Source organism: Pseudoalteromonas sp. P80D2, from assembly GCF_036680945.1.
Lineage (GTDB): Bacteria > Pseudomonadota > Gammaproteobacteria > Enterobacterales > Alteromonadaceae > Pseudoalteromonas > Pseudoalteromonas shioyasakiensis.
In genome coordinates this window covers 295700-318596 of the sequence record NZ_JAZDAR010000047.1, presented here as the reverse complement: position 1 = coordinate 318596, position 22897 = coordinate 295700, and the positions used below count along the sequence as shown (strand labels likewise).

The window sequence follows — 22897 nt, the reverse complement described above, 5'->3', positions numbered from 1 at the left end:
GTTTTAATTAGTTGCGTACTGTTCATTTGGATGGTTAAAAGTTGGCTTCAAAAAAAGCTTACAATGCGTATAGTTATACTGATCAGGTGCTATTTTGTCTATAGGAGACACACCTATTTGCACAACATTTAACCGCTTTGCATACTAAAATAGCAATAAATAGACGATTAGTCAGAAAATTTCTGCTCTTTGGAAGCTGTTGTAAACACTGGCTTTAAGCCTAAAAAGGCAAAATATTCAGAAAACCGAATCGGCTTTGTTAAGGGCTGGTTAATTTGTTTTTGCCAAAGCTCACGGTATTGCTCAGACAGGCTCATAGTTTGGTATTGCATTATTGACCAATTAGGGCTTGGTTTATAGGCTAACTGATTGCTACAAGCGATACTTTTTTGCCAGCCTTTTGGTGGGGAAACCTTATTTGCAATAAACAGATTTGGCGCAACCAGCCCCTGTTGCTTACACAGCCACTGTTGTTTTTGCTCTGCTAAAACATACTCATCTTCAAAGCCATTGAAATGCATTAGCTCATGTAAAAATACCGCATAAGATTGCGATGAATTGATATGCATAATCCCGCCAAGCACATTAGCAGCCCCTTGCTTTGACATCATCACAATAAAGTCAAAACCTTCAGGCCACGGATGTGCTGCCGCATTTTGCCAGTTACACTTAAGCGCCCCACTACTATCATCGCAACTAAACTTATCAGCAACATAAACAACGTCAGTAAAACAAAAGCTGCCTTTTGCAGGCTCAGGCGCTTTACTGTATTGCTGCTTATACAGCTTTAAAGTATCAATGCCCTTGTAATGATCTGTCATCATTAAAACATTAAATTGGCACTGACTGCTTGCTTGTATACTTGATGTTGATAAGGCTAATTGCTGTTGCTGCGCATAAGCTGGGTCAATTTGAGCTGGCGGCATTTGTTGTTGCAACAGCCAAGCTTGCTTGGCATTTCCCTCAGGTAACTTGCCAGCTTTACCTAGGTAACTTATATCGAGCCACTGGTTTGCTCTGACTAGCTGCTCCGCTAAGGTTTGTTGCTGAGCTGAATTGAATGTAGCAAAGTAAGGCTGCCACCATAATTTTGCTGCAGTGTAATCATGTTGCAGCAAAAATCTGAGCGCAAGTTGATACGCAGCATTACTATCATTAAGCCTTGCTAACTGACGAAGCTGTGAGTTACTCAGCACTAAATGCTGCAAATTAATGGCACTGGGTGCTAAATAATAGATAGCTGTTGCTTGTGAAGGAGTAGTATTTGCGTAATAAGCATAAGCGGGAATATAACGAGACACTGAGCTTGGTACGGAACCCAAGCTCAGTAATAGAATAGCAGTAAAAGAAACCTTAGCTTGCGTTTTCACCAGCCATTAACTCAAGCTCTAAGCGGGCATATTTGTATTCAACAAACTCATGCACATTGGTGGCAAGGGCAAGTCTAAAGTAATCGGCAGCAAGATAGTTATCACCCGCCGCTTGATGCATCTTCGCTAGGTAGAAATAAGCTTCGCATAAGCGATGCGCATACTCTTGCTCTGAAGTTACACCTTCAATAATTCCAGATAAAAACTCGAACTCACTGATGTCACCTAAATAAAGTGCCAACAGTTGGTAACCCCATTGAGACTCATCAACACCCTGCGAGTTAGCTTTTAAATCAACTAAGGCCTGCGCTTTATTAGCTTCTGATTGAGCTAAATAAAGCCATAGCACACGGTAAGGGTCGCTTGGCGAACGATTTAAAAACTGCTGTAAGTCATCTTGTGCAAGTGATGGACGGTCACCATAGTAAAGGGCAATACCACGATTTAAATAGGCATACTCGTGTTGCTCGTTAAGCTCAAGTGCCGAATCAAAGAACTCATAAGCTTGTTCATACTGCTGCATTAGTGTGTGATGAATGCCTAAGAAGTTATACACCTCTGCTAGGTCTGGTTTGAGCTTAATCGCACGGTTAAAGTCAATACGCGCTAAAGTCGACATACCTAAGCTGTCAAATAATACACCGCGATCGTAATAAAGTTTGGCTTGTTGCTCGGCACTTAAATCAGCACGGTTTAGTAGTTCAGAATAGCGAGCAATCGTAATTTCGTTACGAAAATCAGGCGCTAATGGTGCAGTAAAAGGCACATTAACAATAGGGACTGACTCAGGTTGTGAAGTTGTTTGACATGCACTTAAAGAAAAAATAGCCACAGCGGTCAATGCTAAGTGTTTAAAAATCATTAAATTCCTTAATACCTGAATTCTCTGTAGACAAAGGCGAAGCGGATAGGTTTCATTAAAGCATAAAAAAAGGGGCTAAACAGCCCCTTTTTCTTATATCCAGCAAATAACTGGTTATTCAATCATCATTAAGCGTCTTTAGACTCTTCTGCTTTTTCTTCAGCAGCTGGTTCCATTGCTTCTTTGATGCTTAGACGTACACGACCTTGGCGATCTACTTCAAGAACTTTAACTTTAACTTCTTGGCCTTCGCTTAGGTGGTCAGTTACGTTGTTAACACGCTCTGTGCTGATTTGTGAAATGTGCACTAGACCGTCTTTACCCGGAAGGATATTAACGAACGCACCAAAATCAACGATACGTACAACTTTACCAGTGTAGATAGTACCTACTTCTAGCTCAGCAGTTAATTGCTCGATACGCTTGATTGCATCGTTTGCGCTGATGCCATCAGTTGCAGCGATCTTGATTGTACCGTCATCTTCGATTTCGATCGTTGTGCCAGTTTCTTCAGTAAGTTGACGGATAGTTGCGCCACCTTTACCGATAACTTCAGCAATTTTCTTCGCAGGGATTTGCATTGTGTAGATGCGTGGTGCGAATTGAGATAACTCTTCAGAAGGTGCTGCAATCGCTTCGTCCATAACACCTAAGATGTGTAGACGTGCTGCTTTCGCTTGTTTAAGAGCGATTTGCATGATTTCTTTAGTGATACCTTCGATCTTGATATCCATTTGTAGTGCAGTGATACCGTTTGAAGTACCCGCTACTTTAAAGTCCATGTCACCTAAGTGATCTTCATCACCTAAGATATCTGAAAGAACAACGAAATCGTCGCCTTCTTTAACTAGACCCATCGCGATACCAGCAACAGATGCTTTAATTGGAACACCTGCGTTCATAAGTGCTAGTGACGTACCACATACTGATGCCATAGACGATGAACCGTTTGATTCAGTGATTTCTGAAACAACACGGATTGAGTATGGGAAGTCAGTAAGTGTAGGTAGTACCGCAGCAATACCACGCTTAGCTAGGTTACCGTGACCAATTTCACGACGCTTAGGAGAGCCTACAAAACCTGTTTCACCTACACAGAACGGAGGGAAGTTGTAGTGAAGCATGAAGTGATGCTTGTTAGTACCTGTTAAGTCGTCAATTAACTGTGAATCACGCTCAGTACCAAGCGTTGCAGTTACAAGTGCTTGCGTCTCACCACGCGTGAAGATTGCAGAACCGTGAGTACGAGGTAAAACACCCGTCATTACGTCTAGTGCACGAACCATATCTGGTTCACGACCATCGATACGTTTTTCACCAGCGATGATACGGCCACGAACGATTTCTTTTTCTAAAGAACCGAATAGTTTGCCAACTTCTTGCGTATCTAGCTCTTCGCCTTCAGCAAGTTCAGCTGTTAATGTAGCAACAACTTCTTCTTTCGCTGCACCTAGTGCTTCTTTACGCGCTACTTTGTCAGTGATGCGGTATGCTTCACCTACTTTATCAGCAGCAATTGCAGAGATTTTCTCAGCAAGTGTTACGTTTTTCTCTGGTGCAGTCCAATCCCAAGCTGGTTTACCCGCTTCAGCTTTGAACTCGTTGATTGCGTTGATGATAGCTTGAGATTGCTCATGACCATAAACAACCGCACCTAACATTACGTCTTCAGATAGTGTTTCAGCTTCTGATTCAACCATAAGTACTGCGTTATCAGTACCAGCAACAACTAGGTCTAATTGGCTTTCTTCAAGCTCAGCTAGTGTTGGGTTAAGTACGTATTCACCGTTGATGAAACCAACACGTGATGCACCGATAGGACCATTGAATGGAATACCAGAGATAGCAAGTGCTGCTGAAGTACCAATCATAGCAACCATGTCAGGTTGGATTTCTGGGTTAACAGAAACAACTGTCGCGATTACTTGTACTTCGTTTACGAAACCATCTGGGAAAAGTGGACGAATTGGACGGTCGATTAGACGAGCGATAAGTGTTTCGCCATCGTTAGGACGACCTTCACGCTTAAGGAAACCACCAGGGATACGACCTGCAGCGTACATACGCTCTTGATAGTTTACTGTTAGTGGGAAGAAGTCTTGACCTGGTTGTGCATCACGCTTACCAACAACAGTAACTAATACTGAAGTATCGCCAATGCTTGCTAGTACTGCGCCGTCAGCTTGACGAGCGATAGCACCAGTTTCTAGAGTCACAGTGTGTTGACCTAGTTGAAATTCTTTAATAATTGCTTGCACTTAAAAATGTCCTTTAAATGTAAAAGCAACTCAGAGCTGTGCTCCGAATTGGTAAAAAATAGTCCATCAAAGTACCAATTACAGTACTTAATTGTGCTTATGAAAACACGATTAAGTACTACAATTGGCAATGATGTTTTTTGATATCTAAGCAGTATCCACTACCTAGGTGTGCGCTAGTATACCTTTCATGCGCGCACAAAAAAAGGGGCTAAATAGCCCCTTTTCTCGTAATCTAGTTCTTAGCGACGTAGGCCAAGCTCTTGGATTAACGCAGTGTAACGTGCAATGTCTTTACCTTTAAGGTAGTCAAGCAGTTTACGGCGTTGGCTTACTTTGCGAAGAAGACCACGACGTGAGTGGAAGTCGTGCTTGTGGCTAGCAAAGTGACCTTGAAGCTTGTTGATATCGAAAGTTAGAAGTGCAACTTGTACTTCAGGTGAACCAGTGTCGCCTTCAGCGCGTGCAAATTTAGCGATGATTTCAACTTTTTCTTGATTGCTTAGTGACATAGTAACTCCAAAAATTAATTTAAATTGTGTTTTAGCCGATCACTAATTCAGCCAAAACGATTGAGCGGGGCGTATTCTACCCAGCTTTGCTAATAACTACAAGGTAATCTTTACTCAGGCAGTTGATTTGATAAGCCACGCTTTGATTTTAAATGACCGTCTTTATGACGCTCACCAGTGCCAATGAACACCCCATCAGCCATTACCTTTACCACACCATCTGGTACAGGCTTACCAATCACGACTGTTTGACCATGACTAAATGCCACGCCCTGCTCTTGAGTAATCTCAATCACAGGTAAATCAACCAAAGCAGTATCCATTGGCAGTAATAGCTCATCGAGGTAGCTTGAAGGCGCAACATCGTCTGCTTTTGCTTGCTGTAGCTTTTCTTCAAGTTGCTCAAGAGTGACCATTTTCTCACTTGGATAATGGCCAACTGCACTGCGATGCAACATGATGACATGCGCACCACAGCCAAGCTTTTCACCTAAGTCGTCTACAATAGTACGAATATAAGTGCCTTTAGACACATGTGCCGTCATTTGTACTTCATTATTAGCTTCATCAAACTCATCAAGCGTTAAACTAAATACATTAATTTTTCGACACTTACGCGGCACTTCGATACCTTCGCGAGCATATTTATACAAAGGCTGACCTTGGTATTTTAGCGCAGAGTACATCGAAGGGTATTGATCCGACTCACCTAAGAAACTGGCAATTTGCTCAGCTAATTGTTCACGGGTGACCGATACGTCGCGCGTTTCAACCACTTCACCATCTGAATCAGAGGTAGTGGTTCGCTCACCAAGTTTGGCGCGTACAACATAGGTTTTGTCAGTATCAAGCAAGAACTGGGTAAACTTAGTCGCTTCACCAAAACAAATAGGCAGCATACCCGTCGCGAGCGGATCAAGCGCACCGGTGTGGCCTGCTTTTTGAGCAAAGTAAATTCCCTTTGCTTGCTGCAATGCTTTGTTTGATGAAATACCTTGCGGCTTATTAAGTAATAAGATGCCGTCAATAGCACGACCTTTACTGCGTCTAGCCATTAGTCTTTAGTGCCTTCTTCGCTGTCATCTTCGTCTACATGCTTGGCATTGTCTTCACGAATAACTGAATCAACCAAGTTTGAAATACGCATACCTTCCATAAGCGAGTTATCGATCACAAAACGTAACTCAGGCATGATGCGCGCACGAATACGTTTACCTAATAAAGAACGAATATAACCCGTTGCTTCATTTAATATTTTAGCGCTTTGCTTGGCTTTATCTTCATCATCAGTATTAAACACTGTGATAAATACTTTTGCGTAAGATAAGTCGCGAGATACCTCAACCGCAGACACTGTCACCATGCCTAAGCGTGGATCTTTAATTTCGCGTTGCAGAATAACAGCAATCTCTTTTTGAATTTGCTGTGCAACACGATCAGTGCGAGAAAATTCTCTCATTTCATTTCACTCTAAAATAATAACTTATTGATGTTAAAGAATAAGTTAATTTAATTACGAATACACAAATGGGGGCTAGGCCCCCATTTAAAGCAATAACTTAAACGAAATTAAAGTGAACGTTGTACTTCAACCGTCTCGAATACCTCGATTTGGTCGCCAACTTTAACATCGTTGTAGTTCTTAACGCCGATACCACATTCCATACCGTTACGTACTTCTTGAACGTCATCTTTAAAGCGACGTAGTGACTCAAGTTCACCTTCATAGATAACCACGTTATCACGAAGTACACGGATAGGCGCGCTACGCTTAACGATACCTTCAGTAACCATACAACCTGCGATTGCACCAATCTTAGGTGACTTGAACACGTCACGAACTTCAGCAAGACCAATGATCTCTTGCTTGAATTCTGGTGCAAGCATACCTGACATCGCTTGTTTAACTTCTTCAATCAGGCTGTAGATTACGCTGTAGTAACGTAAGTCTAGGTTTTCTGACTCAATTACTTTACGAGCTGATGCATCAGCACGTACGTTAAAGCCAACAACGATTGCGTTTGACGCCGCTGCAAGAGTTGCATCAGTTTCAGTGATACCACCTACACCTGAACCAACAATCTTCACTTTAACTTCATCAGTAGAAAGCTTAGTTAATGAATCAGCGATTGCTTCAATTGAACCTTGTACGTCAGCTTTAAGAACGATGTTAACTTCTGATACATCGCCTTCAGCCATGTTCGTAAACATGTTTTCAAGCTTCGCTTTTTGTTGACGAGCAAGCTTCACTTCACGGAACTTACCTTGACGGTAAAGTGCTACTTCACGCGCTTTACGCTCATCTTTAACTACTGTTGCTTCATCACCAGCAGCAGGGATACCAGACAGACCTAAAATCTCAACTGGGATAGATGGACCCGCAGACTTGATGTCTTTACCGTTCTCATCTTTCATCGCACGTACACGGCCATATTCAAGACCACAAAGTACGATATCACCTTGGTTAAGTGTACCAGACTGAACTAGGATTGACGCAACTGGACCACGACCTTTATCTAGACGCGATTCAATTACAACACCTGCAGCCATACCTTCAGCTGGCGCAGTTAGCTCAAGTAGCTCAGCTTGCATTAATACCGCTTCAAGTAGGTCATCAATACCTAAACCAGTTTTCGCAGAGATGTGTACAAACTGTGTTTCACCACCCCACTCTTCTGGGATAACGTCTAATTGTGCTAGCTCGTTCTTAACGCGATCTGGGTCGATGCCTTCTTTATCCATTTTGTTTACTGCGATGATTAAAGGAACGCCTGCAGCACGCGCGTGCTGAACCGCTTCTTTAGTCTGTGGCATTACACCATCATCCGCAGCAACTACTAGGATTACGATATCCGTTGCTTTAGCACCACGTGCACGCATTGATGTAAACGCGGCGTGGCCTGGAGTATCTAAGAAAGTAATCATGTTGCCATTCGTTTCAACGTGGTATGCACCAATGTGCTGAGTAATACCACCGGCCTCACCAGAGGCAACTTTTGCTGAACGAATGTAGTCAAGTGTTGACGTTTTACCGTGGTCAACGTGACCCATTACTGTTACAACCGGTGCACGAGGAATCGCTTTACCTTCTTCGCTACGGTCGTTTAGAACTTTCTCTTCTAATTCGTTTTCTTTAACGATAATTACCTTGTGACCCATTTCTTCAGCAACAAGCTGCGCTGTTTCTTGGTCAATCACTTGGTTGATGGTAACCATGTCACCCATCTTCATCATCGTTTTAACAACTTCAGCACCTTTAACTGCCATGCGTGATGCAAGCTCAGCAACAGTGATTGTTTCACTGATACGAACTTCGTTTTTCACGTCAGCTGTTGGTTTTTGGAAACCATGTTGTAAAGACGTTGGTGCTTTAAGCTTGCCTTTCTTACCTTTAGGACCGGCAGCCTGTTTATCTTTTTGAGGTCCTTTTTTCTTTTTCTTACGACGAGCGCTATTCTCTTCACGTGCATCAGATTCATCTTCTGCTTCACGTGCGTAAGTTGAAGTCGTAAGGTGGTGATCAGCGTTTTCTTCACGCTGCTTACGCTCTTCTTCTTCCTTTTTCCAGCGAGCTTCATTTTCTTCAGCTAGCTTTCTTGCCTCTTCTGCTTGACGTTTCGCTTCTTCTTCAGCTTTTCTCAATGCGGCCTCTTCTGCTTCTTTTTGCAGACGCTCAGCTTCGGCGCGATCTTGTTCAGACTTAGCACTTTGCTCTGGGGTCATCTGCTTCTGTTTCGCTTTACGCTCAGCTTCAGCTTTACGTTTAGCCTCTTCTTTGGCTTTACGCTCAGCTTCTTCTTTCGCTTTGCGCTCTGCCTCTTGTTTCGCTTTAAGCTCCTCAGCTTCTTGCTGGGCTTTAAGCTCTGCTGCTTTACGTGCAGCTTCTTCTGCAGCTAAACGCTCTTCTTCTTGCTGTTGCTCAATGGCGCTTTTCTTAACGTAAGTACGTGTTTTACGTACTTCAACTTGCACAGACTTCGCTTTACCTGTAGAGCCAGTTACGCTTAGCGTACTTTTGCTTTTACGTTGCAAAGTCATGCGAGCTGGGCCTTCTGAGCCCGTGCCGCCGTGCTGCTTGCTCAAGTGATCTAATAACGTCGACTTTTCAGACTCAGTTACCATATCACCTGCTTTTTTAGAAATACCGGCTTGTTCAAGCTGCTGTAGTAATTTATCAACAGTTGTACCAATATCTCCGGCTAGTTTTTCAACATTTACTTCTGCCATAGTGTGTAATACCTCCGTTAATAAATTACTCGTCTGCGAACCAACAAATGTTACGCGCAGCCATAATTAGCTTGCCAGCTTCTTCTTCTGAAAGTTCAGTGATGTCTACTAACTCATCAATGCCTTGCTCAGCTAAGTCTTCAAGTGTTACTACACCTTTACTTGCCATAACAAATGCAAGGTGACGCTCTAAGCCTTCAAGCGCTAGTAGGTCTTCTGCAGGTTCTGCACCTTCTAGGCTTTCTTCAGTTTTAAGCGCTTTCGTTGTTAATGCGTCTTTTGCACGTGAACGTAAGATATCAACTGTTTCTTCATCTAAACCGTCGATTTCTAAGAATTCTGATGCCGGTACGTAAGCCACTTCTTCAAGTGTTGAGAAACCTTCGTTGATAAGTAATGTTGCAAACTCATCATCAATATCTAGGTATTCAGTGAATAAGTTGATTAGCTTATCTGATTCAGCTTCGTTCTTCGCACGCATGTCATCAACTGTCATTACGTTTAATTCCCAACCAGTTAACTGGCTAGCAAGACGAACGTTTTGACCATTACGACCGATTGCTTGTGCTAGGTTATCGGCTTCAACAGCGATATCCATTGAATGTGTATCTTCGTCCATTACGATTGACGCAACTTCTGCTGGCGCCATTGCATTGATAACGAATTGCGCTGGGTTGTCATCGTAAAGAACGATATCAACACGCTCACCACCAAGCTCTGTTGAAACTGCTTGTACACGTGCACCACGCATACCAACACACGCACCTACTGGGTCGATACGTTTGTCGTTAGATTTTACCGCGATTTTTGCACGAGAACCTGGATCACGTGCAGCTGCACGTAGTTCAATCATCTCTTCGCCAATCTCTGGCACCTCAATGCGGAAAAGTTCCATTAGCATTTCTGGCTTAGAACGCGTTACAAATAACTGCGCGCCACGTGCTTCTGGCTTGACTTCGTAAAGAAGACCACGGATACGGTCACCTGGACGGAAGTTTTCACGCGGTAACATATCATCACGGTAGATAACCGCTTCAGCATTGTTACCAAGGTCAAGTACGATTGCATCACGGGTTGCTTTTTTAACAACACCTGTTACTAATTCGCCTTGTTGATCTTTGTATTCTTCAACCACTAATGCACGCTCAGCTTCACGTACTTTTTGTACGATAACTTGCTTAGCCATTTGTGTTGTAATACGGTCAAACTTGATTGACTCAATTTGTTCTTCAACGTAATCACCTAATTGTAGGCTTTCGTCTTCAACCTGAGCCGCTTCAAGTGTGATTTCGCTGTAAGGGTTTTCTAAAGAACCATCTTCAAGAACTTCAGCAATCTTCCAACGACGGAATGTGTCGTAATCACCTGTTTTACGGTCGATTGATACGCGAACTTCAATTTCGCCATCGTGTTTTTTCTTTGTTGCAGTCGCTAATGCGAACTCTAACGCTTCAAAAATCTTTTCTTTTGGAACCGCTTTCTCATTGGAGACGGCTTCAGCAACCAATAATATTTCTTTTGCCATGGGTTATGCCTCGCTTGCCCTATTCCTTCGCACTCGAATTAAAACTTTGCGATGATGTTCGCACGTTCAATGTTACTAAGCATAATCATATGCTCAGCGCCATCTGCTGAAAGTGTGATCATATCACTGCTAACTGATACTAAATCGCCTTTAAAGTTACGACGACCATCTTGCGGAAGCTTTGTACGCACGCGTACTTCTTCTCCTTGCGCCTTCTCGTAGTGATCTTGTTTGAATAATGGACGATCAACACCAGGAGACGAAACTTCCAAATCATATTCATTTGTAATTGGGTCTTCGACGTCTAAAATTGCGCTAACTTGACGACTAACGTCGGCACAATTGTCAACCGTAATCCCTGCATCGTGATCGATATAAACACGTAATGTAGAGTGGCGACCAGCTTGCACAAACTCAAGACCATGTAACTCAAAGCCTAACATTTCAACGGCCGGTGAGAGCATGGCTACTAAATCTTGCTCAAGTTTTGTCACGAAAATCCTCCATACAAACAAAAAAAGGGCATATAGCCCTGAAATACTGAGTTTAATAATGATTTAAAATCACCGCCAAGCAGATACAACAACGCCCCGAACCAAGCGGGGCGTCACACCTAAAGCATAAAACTGTGTGGCCTAGGGCCAAGCTTGGTTGCGAGTCAGTCACCTGACTAAATTAAACTAGATAGCCTAAACGCAAAACGCGCATTACCAGAATGCGCGACTTCATACAGTAAAAATTACTGTGCATACTAAGTACACTTACAATGCCTTAGCATGTATTTGGTTGCGGGAGCCGGATTTGAACCGACGACCTTCGGGTTATGAGCCCGACGAGCTACCAGGCTGCTCCATCCCGCGCCAATAGATATTAAAAGTAACTTAATATCATTTAATCGAGTGTTAAACACCTCAATTCAATGGCGGCTATTATAAGCATGTAGCGCTCAATTAGCAACCTTCCTACATGAATTAGTTAGACTATTTTTTGCCTAAAAATTTTATGACAACCTTGTCATAAAATTTCCCATAACTGAAAATTCTCGTCTATATTTAGTCATATAATAAGAACAACCTATAGCCTTGGCTATTAAGCGATTTACTATGAGTCTATCTTCATTTCAAAAAAGACTGTTACTACAAGATATTGAATTGCTAAAACCGGATTTCCATCAGTTTACAAGCGCATATCATCGCAGTCTTAGTACTCGTCAATTAACCATGACAGTGCCTGAGCAAGAAAGCATAACTAAGCGCAGCTATATTCTTTACTGTGCGCTCAACAAAGTAGTAAGCCACCTCGATGACTTACAGCAAGTCACGCCGTTTATTCATTATTTAGCGAATAACCTCAGCTTTTTAAATGTGTCATTTGAGGATATCGATACCCTTTGCGATGCCTTTATTGATACGCGCAAATCGTATATTCACCACATTAGTGCGCAATTACATCAAGCTTGGCTGCAAGCTACGAGAATATTTGCCAACATCGTAAAAAGTTACTTGTTTGCTTATTCAAATGTGGTGTCGTTTAGCGCCTATTGCCCAGCACGCTTAAGCTCATAGTTTGGTCAATTCGCTGTTGAGCCTATCTATTTGTTTTTGTTCAATGGCGATTAAGGTATTAAAACGACTCGTTAAAGCTGTCATTTTGTCAGCTAGTGCGTTATCGCTATTCGCATCAGCTAAATTACGAGGGCGGCTACTTATTTGTTGCTCAAGCTCTGACATTTGCATGTTTAACTCACTTTGATAAGTATCTATTTTATTTTCATGCTCTGAAATTTTACGCATAATTTGTTTTGAGCGAATAAAACTAGCAACCTCATTATTAGCAACCGTATTTGCAGATGAAGTTAACGAGTATTTTTCAGCCGTGAGTCTATCAATACTGCGCTGCTCACTGTCGATTAGCACGCCGTAACGCTCAGATACCGCGGTCATTTGCTTAGCGATTGCAGCTTGTTTTTTAGCCCCCACCAAGTTACGTAGCTGAGCATCTGATTGCTCAGATAAAGCCACTATCTCCCTGTCCATTTTGAGCTTAAATGTATCAATTTTATTGTTATGTTCTGCTATTTGCGCATCAATTTGCTTTAAGCGGATATAACGGTCGACCTCTGCGGTATCTTTACCTGCTGATGCTTGTGCAGCATTATCTGACGCGCCCGAAAGGTGTGGATTTTGTTCTTTAATGGTAATCAACTTTGCATCTTTGCCACAGGGCTGTTGGCTAAATTCAGCAACACCGTTTTTCTCACAGTGATAAACAGTGCTGTGGGCCAAAGGACAAACTAACAGGCTTATAAACAGTAAATGTAAGTTAATTTTCATTTCGATCCTTCCTTAGTAATGACCCATTAAAAATGCCACTAATGTACCTTTTATAGACTATATTGATCGATCTATCTTAGTGATTGCTTCGTAATTACCTAGATTACTTGCGGTAAAGGCTATTAGAAGTGCAATACACCACCTTAAGATTTATTTTTGGCGATCAACTTAATGCAAGCCACAGCTGGTTTAAAGAAAAATCACAACCAGACACGCTGTATGTCATCGCCGAATTAAAACAAGAAACCAACTACGTAAAGCACCACCTGCAAAAAGTGGTCGCCTTCTTTGCTGCAATGGAAAACTTTGCTAATGCACTGACAAAAGCGAATTTAAACTGCCTGCATCTGACACTCGATGACACACAAGATGATGACTCACTACCAGAGCTACTGACCCGGTTAGCTAAGCATTATCAATGCCAGAATATTGAGTACCAATATCCAGACGAATACCGCCTTAAAAAGCAACTTGCAGACTTTTCACAGCAGAGCGAATTTAATGTCAATGCAGTTGATTCGGAACACTTTCTACTACCTTTTAATGATATTGGCCAGCACTTTAAGCCAAATAAGCCGGTAAAAATGGAGTTTTTTTATCGTGCTATGCGCAAACGTTTTAATATTTTAATGGACGATGATAATCAACCTCGTGGCGGCAAATGGAATTTTGATCAGCAAAATAGAAACAAGTTAAAACCGAACGATCTTAAAGAAATCCCAGAACCTTTATGTTTCGGTCACGATGTTAGCCACATCCTTAAACGAGTAGAAATGCACAAAGTAAACACCTTTGGTGAGTGCAGCGATACGTTAATTTGGCCAACCACACGCGCTGAAGCAAAGCAGTTACTCGATTTTTTTTGCGACCATTTACTGGTTCATTTTGGTCAGTTTCAGGATGCTATGACATGCCAGTCCCAGTACCAATGGTCTTTGTATCACAGCCGTTTATCGTTTGCCCTTAATACTAAAATGCTGCACCCGATGCAGGTCATCGAGCAAGTGTTAACTAGCTTTGATAAGCAACCTATTGATATTGCGCAAGTTGAAGGTTTTATCAGGCAAATTCTCGGTTGGCGCGAGTATGTACGTGGTATTTATTGGCAAAATATGCCTGATTACGCCAGCAAAAATGCCTTAAATGCAAAGCGCACCCTACCCGACTATTTTTGGCATGGCAAAACAAACATGAATTGCATGCACCATGCCATTACACAAAGCCTGCAGACAGCTTATGCACACCACATACAACGTTTGATGATCACGGGTAACTTTTGCTTATTAACCGCTATTGAGCCAAGTGAAGTAGATGAATGGTATTTAGGTATTTATATCGACGCCATAGAATGGGTAGAAATGCCCAACACTCGGGGTATGAGCCAATTTGCTGACGGTGGCTTAATTGCCACTAAGCCCTATGCAGCCAGTGGAAATTACATCAACAAAATGAGTGATTACTGCAAACATTGTAGCTACAACATTAAAGAAAAAGCCACTGAGGATGCTTGCCCATTCAACAGCCTATATTGGCATTTTATGTTAGAGCACGAACAGCAGCTTTCACAAAACCCACGTATCGGTATGATTTATAAAAACTGGTATAAACAGGATGAATCTGTACAGCAAGCCACTCTCAAACGGGCTAACTGGTGCTTGGATAATTTAGAAAAGCTTTAACAATAAAAAAGCCGCCTCAAATGAGGCGGCAAAACTAACTAGGGGAAACAATGCTGTTGGGTATTACTTGTTTTCGAGTAATTTACCATTACCAATTTCGATTTTACGTGGTTTTAAAGCTTCTGGAATTTCACGCTCTAAATCGATACTTAGTAAGCCATTTTCAAGGTCTGCACCAAGCACTTTAACGTGGTCACCTAATTGGAACTTACGCTCAAAGTTACGCTCTGCAATGCCTTGGTGAATGAACTTACGTTCAGCATTATCTTGTTTATCAGCTTTAGTACCGCTGACTTTCAATGTGTTGTTTTCTGACTCGATGGTCAATTCACTGTCACTAAAACCTGCTACAGCCATAGTGATACGATATTTGTCTTTATCGAGTGCTTCGATGTTGTACGGAGGAAAACTTGGCTGCTTGTCTGTGCGAGCTGCCGCATCCATTAATGATGCTAAATGATCGAAACCGATGAATGAACGATAAAGTGGTGATAAGTCTACTGTACGCATAATTATATCCTCATATTTAAGCGATATTTTGTTAGTACTCTTCTATTGAACCAGTGCTAACAAAGTTAAATTAATACTATATATTTCAATTACTTTAGTTTGTTTGGGACCCATCAGGCGTCCTCACTAAACTATTTATGGGCGGGTAAAATCTTTTCAAGATTTTTAGCAAAAAAAATTGTAATTTTTTTAAATAAATTGAAATTTTAACCCCCTCAAACTGGTCTGAATTAGTTGATTTTAAAGGGCTAACAACGTACAAAATAACAATGAAAAAAAATCCAACTTTTTTAAAAAAATTTATCAGTGTGCTAAAAAATGTCGTGTTAATGGCAGTCGTTGTGTATGCCGTAACCGCATTTCAGCAACGTAATTTACTCTCAACTGATAAAACTCCTGCCCCCTATTTTAATTTAGCCACGCTAAAAAACCCGGCTGAGCGGATGACCATTGCACAATTACAAGGAAAGCAAACAGTGGTGTATTTCTTTGCGCCTTGGTGCTCAATTTGTCGTTACAGTATGCCAAATTTAGAAAAGGCTCATCAGCAAGGTAAGTTAAATGCCATAGCAATTGCCCTCGATTACCAAAATATTGCTGAAGTTAAACAGTTTACTGATTCACTCGAATTAACAATGCCGGTGTTACTTGGCAGTAAAAGTACAGGCCAAGATTATAAAATCAGTGCCTACCCAACTTATTATGTTATTGATGAGCAGTTGGCAATTACTGCTCATTCTATGGGTTACACAACAGAACTTGGCCTCAGGATGCGCACACTTGATTAGCTCAATCGCTTTTAGTGAGAAAAAACAGAACAGTGCAATCGATTTTATGCGCTGTTTTTATTCGTTTAATCCGTTAAGATGATAACCAGATAAACCATCGAGGAGAGCGATATGTTAACTGTAATTTTTGGCCGTGAAGGCTGCCCATACTGTGTTCGTGCAAAAGACGTTGCTGAAAAACTAGCAAATGAGCGTGACGATTTTAAATACCGTTATATCGACATCATTAAAGAAGGCATCAGCAAAGCAGATTTAGAACAGTCTGCAGGCAAACCTTGCCCAACCGTACCACAGATTTTTATTGACCAAGCCCACATTGGTGGCTTCACTGAATTCGAAGCATACGCTAAAGAAAATTTAGGGTTATATCAATAAATTGTAAACGTGGTTGATTTTGGTAATTTTAAACTGATTAAATTATGACCAACATCAACCACATACAAATTAGTTGTAATTTATACAAGCAATTGCATTGTATTTCCTATACAATGCGCGCCTCTTTAAATTCGTTGAGGCGTATTAATGTCAGAACCAGTCACGTTTGAATCTCTAAATCTTTCTCCTGCAATCCTTAAAGCAGTTGAAGAGTTGGGTTACAAGACTCCATCTGAAATCCAAGCTCAATGTATACCGTTATTGCTAGAAAGAAAGGACGTACTGGGACTAGCGCAAACGGGTACAGGTAAAACAGCAGCATTTGCACTGCCGTTACTAAATAATATTGACCCGTCTGTGAAGCAGCCACAGATCCTTGTTTTAACGCCTACGCGTGAACTTGCGATCCAAGTAGCTGAGGCATTCGAACAATATGCTAAGCATACTCGTGGTGTTGAAGTTTTAGCCCTTTATGGTGGCCAAAGCTATAGCATCCAACTAAGTGCACTTCGTCGTGGCGCGCAAATCATTGTTGCAACGCCAGGTCGCTTAATTGACCACATTAACCGTGGCACAATCAAGTTTGAGAGCTTACAAGCCCTTGTTCTTGATGAAGCAGACGAAATGTTACGCATGGGCTTCATTGATGATGTAGAAAGCATCATGGAGAAAACGCCACGTGAAAAGCAAACATGTCTTTTCTCGGCGACCATGCCTAAGCAAATTCAAAATATCAGCAGCAAGTACATGAATGAGCCTGAGCAAGTTCATATTTCTGCGCGTAACTCAACTGTATCAACGGTTGAGCAAGTATTTTGGAATGCACACGTACACAAAAACAAAGCAATCGTTCGCTTCTTAGAAGCAGAACAATACGATGGTGCAATTGTTTTCGTACGTACACGTAACGACACGGTACAGTTAGCTGAATTACTTGAGCGCGAAGGTTTCTCTGCGGCACCACTTAATGGTGACATGAACCAACAAGCACGTGAACGTACAGTAGATCGTTTGAAAAACGGCCTAGTTGATATCGTTATTGCAACAGACGTTGCTGCACGTGGTCTTGATGTAGACCGTTTAAGCTTAGTAATTAACTACGATATTCCACAAGATTCAGAAGCCTACGTTCACCGTATTGGCCGTACTGGTCGTGCGGGTCGTCAAGGTAAAGCGATTCTTTTCGTAAAACATAACGAGCGTTATTTACTTAAAAATATCATTCGTCATACGAAATCTGATATCGCACAAGTTGATTTACCAACAGCTAAAGTTGTTGAAGAAAAGCGTATTAAAGCGCTTCAAGACAAGCTTACAATTGCTCTTGAAAACAAAGACATCACTTTCTTTAATCAAGTTGCTGCTAACATGGCAGAGAAACTTGAGCTAAGTACTGAAGATTTAGCAGGTGCATTACTTTGTTTAGCGCAGCAACAATCACCAATCAAGGTTGAAGAAGTTAAAGTTCAACCACGTGGCGAACGCAATGAGCGTCGTCGCAATGAACGTGGTGATCGTGGCGACCGCCAAGGACGCGAGCGTAAACCTCGTGAGCCGCGTGAGCGCAACAGCCGTAACATGGGTCCTATGGATACTTACCGTATCGAAGTAGGTCGTGAGCACGGTGTACAAGTTAAAAATATCGTTGGTGCGATTGCTAACGAAGCTGATATCTCAAGCAAGTTCATTGGTGATATTCGCTTACATGACAATCACAGTACGGTACAGTTACCACAGAACATGCCAAAAGATGTGCTTGATCACTTCCAAAAGGTATTTATCTGTAAACGTCCTATGAATATGACGCTAACGCAAGACCAAGGTCCTGCGGCTCCTCGCTCTGAGCGCCCAAGTGGTGATCGTGGCGATAAGAAGCGTAACTTCAAAGACCGTGGCGAAAAACGTGGTGGCCCTCGTAAAGAGCGTCGTCCAGTGAGCTTCACTGCGAACTAATTGTAGCTGTAAGCAATAAAAAAACCTTGTCATGAGAGTGACAAGGTTTTTTTGTGTCTAAAGTAAAGCCGTCAGCTATCAGCTATCAGCTATCAGCTATCAGCTATCAGCTATCAGCTATCAGCTATCAGCTTTAAGTTAATAAACTCCTAGAAACTTTTGAACATCTTTAAAATAAAGTTCTTCAACATCAAAATATTGAATAAAACTATCTTTACATCCCTGCTGTTTGTATAAAAGCACTACATAACATAACAATTTTGCTGTTAACTTAATTATGTCGTCTCTATGTGATTTATTAGCACTAGGCTCGTAAGTATATCGGCTTGATTTAAAAGAAGATCTATATTTGTGAAGTATTTCAAGCTCATTTTCACTGACTAAAAACTTTGCAATATCATCAGGTAATGAATGGTATAGAGTAATTAAATCATGTGGATCAGACTTTTTAGGTAAGCTATTCCTATCAAAGATATAGGTTTCATTTGGTTGACCTATGTTATCTACTGCAAGAGCATTAAAACTCTTAAAAAGTATTTCGATTGATAAAACCGATAACACACTTTGCAGCCCCATTCTCTGATGTGATGCGGTTTTAGCTACCATATAATAATCATAAGCACATTCAATCATGTATGGTCGGAAATCAATTTGAGATAATGATTCAGTACCTATGTTAAGTTTGTTAAGTTTCAACTATTTTCCTTAAATAAAGACTAAGTAATCGCAAATCAAAAAAGCCTCACGCTGGATGGCTGAGGCTTTGTTACTCTAATCGTTATGAGCCGATGGCAGGGTATGCATAGCTTGATTGTAAGCCAAGAGGGATACCTAAGCCCCAGTACGCGAGTAAGAAGATACTCCAACCGATTAAGAAGGCGATTGAATACGGTAACATCATCGCGATTAAAGTGCCGATACCGGTTCCTTTTACATACTTTTGGCAGTACACAACAACCAGTGGGAAGTATGGCATCAGCGGCGTGATGATATTCGAGCTTGAGTCACCTACACGGTACGCAGCTTGCGTCAAATCAGGTGAAATACCCAGTTGCATCAGCATTGGAACAAAGATTGGCCCTAATAGCGCCCATTTTGCTGAGCTTGAGCCAACAAATAGGTTCACGAACGCCGTTAAGAAGATAATGCCTACTACTGTGACTGAGCTTGGCAGAGCCATTGCTTTTAATAGTTGTGCACCTTCAATTGCAAGTAATGCACCTAGGTTTGATTTACTAAATGCAGCAATAAATAACGCACAGAAGAACGCCATAACAATATAGTAAGCCATACCGCTCATCGCTTTGCTCATTGCATCTATCATATCTTTAGAGCTTTTGAAGGTACCCACGGCAAAACCGTAGACGGCACCAGGGATCCAAAACAATAGGAAGATAAGTGGCACAATTGATTGCATTAACGGTGAGCGGAAATTAGTTAACGAGCCATCACTGCTTCGCATCGCGGAGTCTGCTGGGGCCGAAACAAACCAAAGTAAAGCAAGGCCAGCAATCATCACTGTGCTTGCAATATAGAACGCACGTTTCTCATCACTGCGTGCTTCATCAAAGGCAGGTAGGTCTTCGGTATCTCCATCAAGTGGCGTGTTCTGTAAACGCGGCTCGATGATTTTATCTGTAATATACCAGCCTAATAAGATAATAAATAAGCTCGAAGCTGAGGTGAAAAACCAGTTATTAAGCGGGTTAATCGCCATATCTGGGTTAATAATTTGCGCCGCACTTTGGGTAAAGCTTTGCAGTAACGGGTCAATCCCTGACGGAATAAAGTTTGCGCTAAAGCCACCACTAACCCCAGCAAACGCAGCTGCAATACCAGCAAGCGGATGACGCCCCATCGCATAGAAAATAACCCCAGCAAGAGGGATAACTAGTACATAACCGGCATCAGTTGCGGTATGGCTGACAATCGCCACTAAAATAATAGACGGTGTTAAAAGCTGCTTAGGCGTTACTTTTAACATTAATTTAAGGCCGGTATTGATAAAGCCAGAATGCTCAGCAACACCAACACCTAACATAGCAACCAGCACTACACCAAGCGGTGCAAAGCCAGTGAAGGTTTTCACCATTGAAGATAAGAAGGTGGCAAGGGAGTCCCCTGCTAATAGGTTATTTACAACGATGGCTTCGCCGGTGCGCGGGTCGATTGCATCAAATGTAGTGCCCGAGAAAAGCCAAGATAAAAACCAAATAAGTAGCATTGCGACTAAGAATATAATCGCCGGATCAGGTAGCTTGTTACCTACCCTTTCTATGGTATTTAGAAAACGTGCGATTGCACCACTTGGTGCCTGCACATCATTATTGTTATTCATTTTCAAATTCCCTGGAAAAATATCTCGTTAACCTTAACGTATCTAACTACTAAGGTAAATTTTAAGTTAATGGAATTACCTGATAAAGGTAAATTGATAATGTAAAAAAAGCGACACAGGTCGCTTTACAGAGTTTTATTTAATTAGATTAGGCTGCAAGAGCTTTCACTTCATCCCATAGACGCACAACAAGCTCTTTATCTTCTTCGTTTAGCTCACCGTTGCGGTAAGCTTTAACTAGGCTAGATTCAACTTGATTGTTTAACTCATCAATCGATAAGTTTAATTCTTCTACTTGTGCATAGCCTACAGCTAAGTCAAAGTGACCGCGTAAATAGCCACCAGCAAATAGCTCGTCGTCAGTTGCTTTATCGACTAAATCATCAAAATATTGCTGCGCTGCATCAATATAACTTACTAAACTCATTGTTACTTCTCCTCTGGGTGCAGCCCATCTTGATGACCCACTGCATACATAATATGGTCATTGAAACCTGTGGTTACGCGAATATAACCACTTAATTCATCGTCTAACTCACTGTCACCCGTATCGGCAATCAGTGGTCGGCCATTCAAGGCCTGTAATTTAGTTTTAGTGGCTACAACAATAATGTTATCACGGCCAATAGCACGAATAAGTGCAGGGCTTAATTGCTGATTACCTCTGCCGAAGATATGGCCTTGGCCACCAATTAAGGTGATCACCAATTTGGTTTCTTTACCTTGTGTGAGTTCAAGTAATTGCTGAGCAGTTAAATCCTGCGCGATAAGCTCTTGGTCTGCCACTAAGTCTACACCCAGCAAGGTATTTTCAAGACCCATTTCTTCCATAATTGCCGCGACTGTAGAACCACTGCCCATCACATATAAGCAGTCTTCATCCATTTCACTAACAACATAGGCAGCTATATCGGCAAGCACTAACTCATCGGTTTCTTTACCGCCATTTTTAACTGCCTGTACATAACGTACTTCACTAGGCACTTGCATTTCACCATAGCGCTTAGCTTTTACCGTGCCTTCGCGAAATGCTTCTTCGTCGATATCCATCACATCTGCATCACCAAGGCTGACAAGTTCACCTTTAACAAGCATCTCAACAACACGTCCAGCTGCTTTGGGGGTAATAGCATAAACCCCAGAATGAATTTTGCAGCCTGCAGGAATACCTAATACAGGAGTGCTATCGCCAACCGCATGGCAAATATTGCGGGCAGTACCATCGCCACCCGCAAATAAAATAAGGTCGACACCTTGCTCAACTAATAGCTTGGCAGCCTGCTCTGTGTCATCTGGGGTGGTGATATCGTTTGTTTGGTAAATAACTTGGCTTTGAAAGCCTAGTTGCTTTGCCGTTTGCTCGCCCATTTCACCGTTTACAGTGTAAATGATTAAGTCATCTTGATGGGCAAGCAGCACTTCAAGTGCCGCTCGAGTGCGTAAGTTTGCTTTTGGCTCAGCACCAAGTTGCATTGCTTTTGCTGCGGTATCTGCGCCATCACTGCCCTTTAGTGCGACACTGCCACCTAAGCCGGCAACCGGATTTACAATCAAACCTAATTTAAACTGCATCAGATAAAGCTCCTGGGTTGCCATGAAAATCGCGCTGCCACGTAAACTGAGCAGCCGTTAGTGGCCATGGGGTTTTATAGAAATCACTCAATGCTTTAAGAAGTGCTGTTGTGCGCTGATTAAAGCCAGATGCTAAAAAGCTCAACACTTGCTGGTGAACTCGCGCTTGAAAATCGAATCGACAGGTTTGCTCGCCATTTAAATTATCAACCGATACATTAAAATCAAAACCTGCTGCAGTACTGAGCGCCCATTCAATAGCTTGGGGCTTTACTTCAACTGCTTCAAATTCAGCTTGCTGGTGCTTATCACGACCATCTGGGCAATACCAATAGCCATAATCTTCTTTTAACCGACGTGCCTCACCAGCCACCAGCCAATGGGCAATTTCGTGCAAAGCACTGGCATAAAAACCGTGGGCAAACACAATTTGGTGATAAGGCGTTTGCTCATCAGCAGGCAGGTAAATAGGTTCATCATCACCTTTGATCAAACGCGTGTTATGGCTTTGATAAAAAGTGCTTTCAAAAATAGCGATTAAGTCAGCAATCTGATGCATACGGCTTGAATTCATCTCGTTAAAAGCGTCACTAAA

The 22897-nt window shown here is 41.9% G+C and carries 21 protein-coding genes and 1 tRNA gene; 5 read left to right on the top strand and 17 right to left on the bottom strand.

Features of this window, described 5'->3' with window-relative positions; genetic code table 11:
* Window positions 1–167: 167 nt before the first annotated feature.
* From VRK28_RS13450 to VRK28_RS13405, 10 genes are all read right to left on the bottom strand, one after another.
* The gene (locus tag VRK28_RS13450; protein WP_062566853.1) at window positions 168–1370 is read right to left on the bottom strand and encodes a hypothetical protein; all 1203 of its coding nucleotides are present in this window, start codon (window positions 1368–1370) and stop codon (window positions 168–170) included.
* Window positions 1354–2232: a lipoprotein NlpI gene (gene nlpI, locus VRK28_RS13445; RefSeq protein WP_062566852.1), complete on the bottom strand. Its 879-nt coding sequence runs from the start codon at window positions 2230–2232 to the stop codon at window positions 1354–1356. Before nlpI ends, VRK28_RS13450 begins: the two co-directional genes overlap by 17 nt.
* Window positions 2233–2360: 128 nt before the next feature.
* On the bottom strand, window positions 2361–4490 hold the full coding sequence (gene pnp / locus VRK28_RS13440; protein WP_054562096.1) for a polyribonucleotide nucleotidyltransferase: 2130 nt from the start codon (window positions 4488–4490) through the stop codon (window positions 2361–2363).
* A gap of 242 nt (window positions 4491–4732) precedes the next feature.
* The gene (gene rpsO / locus VRK28_RS13435) at window positions 4733–5002 is read right to left on the bottom strand and encodes a 30S ribosomal protein S15 (RefSeq protein ID WP_054553172.1); all 270 of its coding nucleotides are present in this window, start codon (window positions 5000–5002) and stop codon (window positions 4733–4735) included.
* 110 nt (window positions 5003–5112) lie between these two features.
* Window positions 5113–6057 carry a tRNA pseudouridine(55) synthase TruB gene (gene truB, locus VRK28_RS13430; RefSeq protein ID WP_054553173.1) on the bottom strand — a complete coding sequence of 315 codons (945 nt, stop codon included), beginning with the start codon at window positions 6055–6057 and terminating at the stop codon, window positions 5113–5115.
* On the bottom strand, window positions 6057–6461 hold the full coding sequence (gene rbfA / locus VRK28_RS13425; protein ID WP_054553174.1) for a 30S ribosome-binding factor RbfA: 405 nt from the start codon (window positions 6459–6461) through the stop codon (window positions 6057–6059). Before rbfA ends, truB begins: the two co-directional genes overlap by 1 nt.
* Window positions 6462–6571: 110 nt before the next feature.
* Window positions 6572–9229, bottom strand: coding sequence for a translation initiation factor IF-2 (infB, locus tag VRK28_RS13420; RefSeq protein ID WP_054562097.1), 2658 nt, complete (start codon window positions 9227–9229; stop codon window positions 6572–6574).
* A 25-nt stretch (window positions 9230–9254) separates the two neighbouring features.
* A complete protein-coding gene (nusA, locus tag VRK28_RS13415) occupies window positions 9255–10754 on the bottom strand; it encodes a transcription termination factor NusA (RefSeq protein WP_054553176.1) in 1500 nt (499 codons plus the stop codon).
* A gap of 38 nt (window positions 10755–10792) precedes the next feature.
* Window positions 10793–11248 carry a ribosome maturation factor RimP gene (rimP, locus tag VRK28_RS13410; RefSeq protein WP_054562099.1) on the bottom strand — a complete coding sequence of 152 codons (456 nt, stop codon included), beginning with the start codon at window positions 11246–11248 and terminating at the stop codon, window positions 10793–10795.
* A gap of 289 nt (window positions 11249–11537) precedes the next feature.
* A tRNA-Met gene (locus tag VRK28_RS13405) sits at window positions 11538–11614 on the bottom strand.
* A 243-nt stretch (window positions 11615–11857) separates the two neighbouring features.
* Between VRK28_RS13405 and VRK28_RS13400 the strand changes: the two genes are divergently transcribed.
* Window positions 11858–12319: a globin gene (locus VRK28_RS13400; protein WP_055021725.1), complete on the top strand. Its 462-nt coding sequence runs from the start codon at window positions 11858–11860 to the stop codon at window positions 12317–12319.
* On the opposite strand, the gene VRK28_RS13395 is transcribed toward VRK28_RS13400, so the two are convergent.
* Window positions 12314–13087: a hypothetical protein gene (locus VRK28_RS13395; protein ID WP_332394032.1), complete on the bottom strand. Its 774-nt coding sequence runs from the start codon at window positions 13085–13087 to the stop codon at window positions 12314–12316. The genes VRK28_RS13400 and VRK28_RS13395 overlap by 6 nt on opposite strands.
* 128 nt (window positions 13088–13215) lie before the next feature.
* Between VRK28_RS13395 and VRK28_RS13390 the strand changes: the two genes are divergently transcribed.
* The gene (locus tag VRK28_RS13390; RefSeq protein ID WP_332394031.1) at window positions 13216–14766 is read left to right on the top strand and encodes a cryptochrome/photolyase family protein; all 1551 of its coding nucleotides are present in this window, start codon (window positions 13216–13218) and stop codon (window positions 14764–14766) included.
* 63 nt (window positions 14767–14829) lie between these two features.
* Here the strand turns inward: VRK28_RS13390 and VRK28_RS13385 are convergent, their stop codons facing one another.
* On the bottom strand, window positions 14830–15276 hold the full coding sequence (locus VRK28_RS13385) for an Hsp20 family protein (RefSeq protein WP_054562102.1): 447 nt from the start codon (window positions 15274–15276) through the stop codon (window positions 14830–14832).
* Window positions 15277–15605: 329 nt separating this feature from the next.
* On the opposite strand from VRK28_RS13385, the gene VRK28_RS13380 reads away from it, so the two are divergent.
* From VRK28_RS13380 to VRK28_RS13370, 3 genes are all read left to right on the top strand, one after another.
* Window positions 15606–16064 carry a TlpA family protein disulfide reductase gene (locus VRK28_RS13380; RefSeq protein WP_244269418.1) on the top strand — a complete coding sequence of 153 codons (459 nt, stop codon included), beginning with the start codon at window positions 15606–15608 and terminating at the stop codon, window positions 16062–16064.
* 111 nt (window positions 16065–16175) lie between these two features.
* Window positions 16176–16439 (top strand): GrxA family glutaredoxin, encoded by a 264-nt coding sequence (locus VRK28_RS13375; RefSeq protein ID WP_054553185.1) that lies wholly within the window; start codon window positions 16176–16178, stop codon window positions 16437–16439.
* Between the two features lie 147 nt (window positions 16440–16586).
* Entirely contained in the window at window positions 16587–18392 is a 1806-nt protein-coding gene (locus VRK28_RS13370) for a DEAD/DEAH box helicase (protein WP_054562104.1), read from the top strand.
* Window positions 18393–18530: 138 nt separating this feature from the next.
* Here VRK28_RS13370 and VRK28_RS13365 read toward each other — a convergent pair whose 3' ends face one another.
* The 5 genes from VRK28_RS13365 to VRK28_RS13345 all read right to left on the bottom strand — a co-directional run bounded on the left by VRK28_RS13365 (window position 18531) and on the right by VRK28_RS13345 (window position 22861).
* A complete protein-coding gene (locus tag VRK28_RS13365) occupies window positions 18531–19088 on the bottom strand; it encodes a hypothetical protein (RefSeq protein WP_062566848.1) in 558 nt (185 codons plus the stop codon).
* Between the two features lie 82 nt (window positions 19089–19170).
* A complete protein-coding gene (locus VRK28_RS13360) occupies window positions 19171–20730 on the bottom strand; it encodes an AbgT family transporter (RefSeq protein WP_054562105.1) in 1560 nt (519 codons plus the stop codon).
* Between the two features lie 148 nt (window positions 20731–20878).
* Complete coding sequence (locus VRK28_RS13355) at window positions 20879–21157, bottom strand: YfcL family protein (protein WP_054553188.1); 279 nt, start codon at window positions 21155–21157, stop codon at window positions 20879–20881.
* A gap of 2 nt (window positions 21158–21159) precedes the next feature.
* A complete protein-coding gene (locus VRK28_RS13350; RefSeq protein WP_055198023.1) occupies window positions 21160–22302 on the bottom strand; it encodes an ATP-NAD kinase family protein in 1143 nt (380 codons plus the stop codon).
* Window positions 22292–22861, bottom strand: coding sequence for an elongation factor P hydroxylase (locus VRK28_RS13345; RefSeq protein ID WP_058586361.1), 570 nt, complete (start codon window positions 22859–22861; stop codon window positions 22292–22294). The genes VRK28_RS13350 and VRK28_RS13345 overlap by 11 nt, the downstream gene beginning before the upstream one ends.
* Between the last annotated feature and the right edge of the window lie 36 nt (window positions 22862–22897).

Bases quoted from the DNA above. Each gene is read 5' to 3' on its own strand.
- VRK28_RS13400 (WP_055021725.1), top strand. From the start codon at position 11,858: ATGAGTCTATCTTCATTTCAAAAAAGACTGTTACTACAAGATATTGAA.
- infB (WP_054562097.1), bottom strand. From the start codon at position 9,229: ATGGCAGAAGTAAATGTTGAAAAACTAGCCGGAGATATTGGTACAACT.
- VRK28_RS13380 (WP_244269418.1), top strand. From the start codon at position 15,606: ATGGCAGTCGTTGTGTATGCCGTAACCGCATTTCAGCAACGTAATTTA.
- VRK28_RS13345 (WP_058586361.1), bottom strand. From the start codon at position 22,861: ATGCATCAGATTGCTGACTTAATCGCTATTTTTGAAAGCACTTTTTAT.
- nlpI (WP_062566852.1), bottom strand. From the start codon at position 2,232: ATGATTTTTAAACACTTAGCATTGACCGCTGTGGCTATTTTTTCTTTA.
- VRK28_RS13355 (WP_054553188.1), bottom strand. From the start codon at position 21,157: ATGAGTTTAGTAAGTTATATTGATGCAGCGCAGCAATATTTTGATGAT.
- rbfA (WP_054553174.1), bottom strand. From the start codon at position 6,461: ATGAGAGAATTTTCTCGCACTGATCGTGTTGCACAGCAAATTCAAAAA.
- rpsO (WP_054553172.1), bottom strand. From the start codon at position 5,002: ATGTCACTAAGCAATCAAGAAAAAGTTGAAATCATCGCTAAATTTGCA.
- VRK28_RS13385 (WP_054562102.1), bottom strand. From the start codon at position 15,276: ATGCGTACAGTAGACTTATCACCACTTTATCGTTCATTCATCGGTTTC.
- VRK28_RS13360 (WP_054562105.1), bottom strand. From the start codon at position 20,730: ATGAATAACAATAATGATGTGCAGGCACCAAGTGGTGCAATCGCACGT.
- VRK28_RS13370 (WP_054562104.1), top strand. From the start codon at position 16,587: ATGTCAGAACCAGTCACGTTTGAATCTCTAAATCTTTCTCCTGCAATC.
- VRK28_RS13350 (WP_055198023.1), bottom strand. From the start codon at position 22,302: ATGCAGTTTAAATTAGGTTTGATTGTAAATCCGGTTGCCGGCTTAGGT.
- VRK28_RS13375 (WP_054553185.1), top strand. From the start codon at position 16,176: ATGTTAACTGTAATTTTTGGCCGTGAAGGCTGCCCATACTGTGTTCGT.
- nusA (WP_054553176.1), bottom strand. From the start codon at position 10,754: ATGGCAAAAGAAATATTATTGGTTGCTGAAGCCGTCTCCAATGAGAAA.
- truB (WP_054553173.1), bottom strand. From the start codon at position 6,057: ATGGCTAGACGCAGTAAAGGTCGTGCTATTGACGGCATCTTATTACTT.
- VRK28_RS13395 (WP_332394032.1), bottom strand. From the start codon at position 13,087: ATGAAAATTAACTTACATTTACTGTTTATAAGCCTGTTAGTTTGTCCT.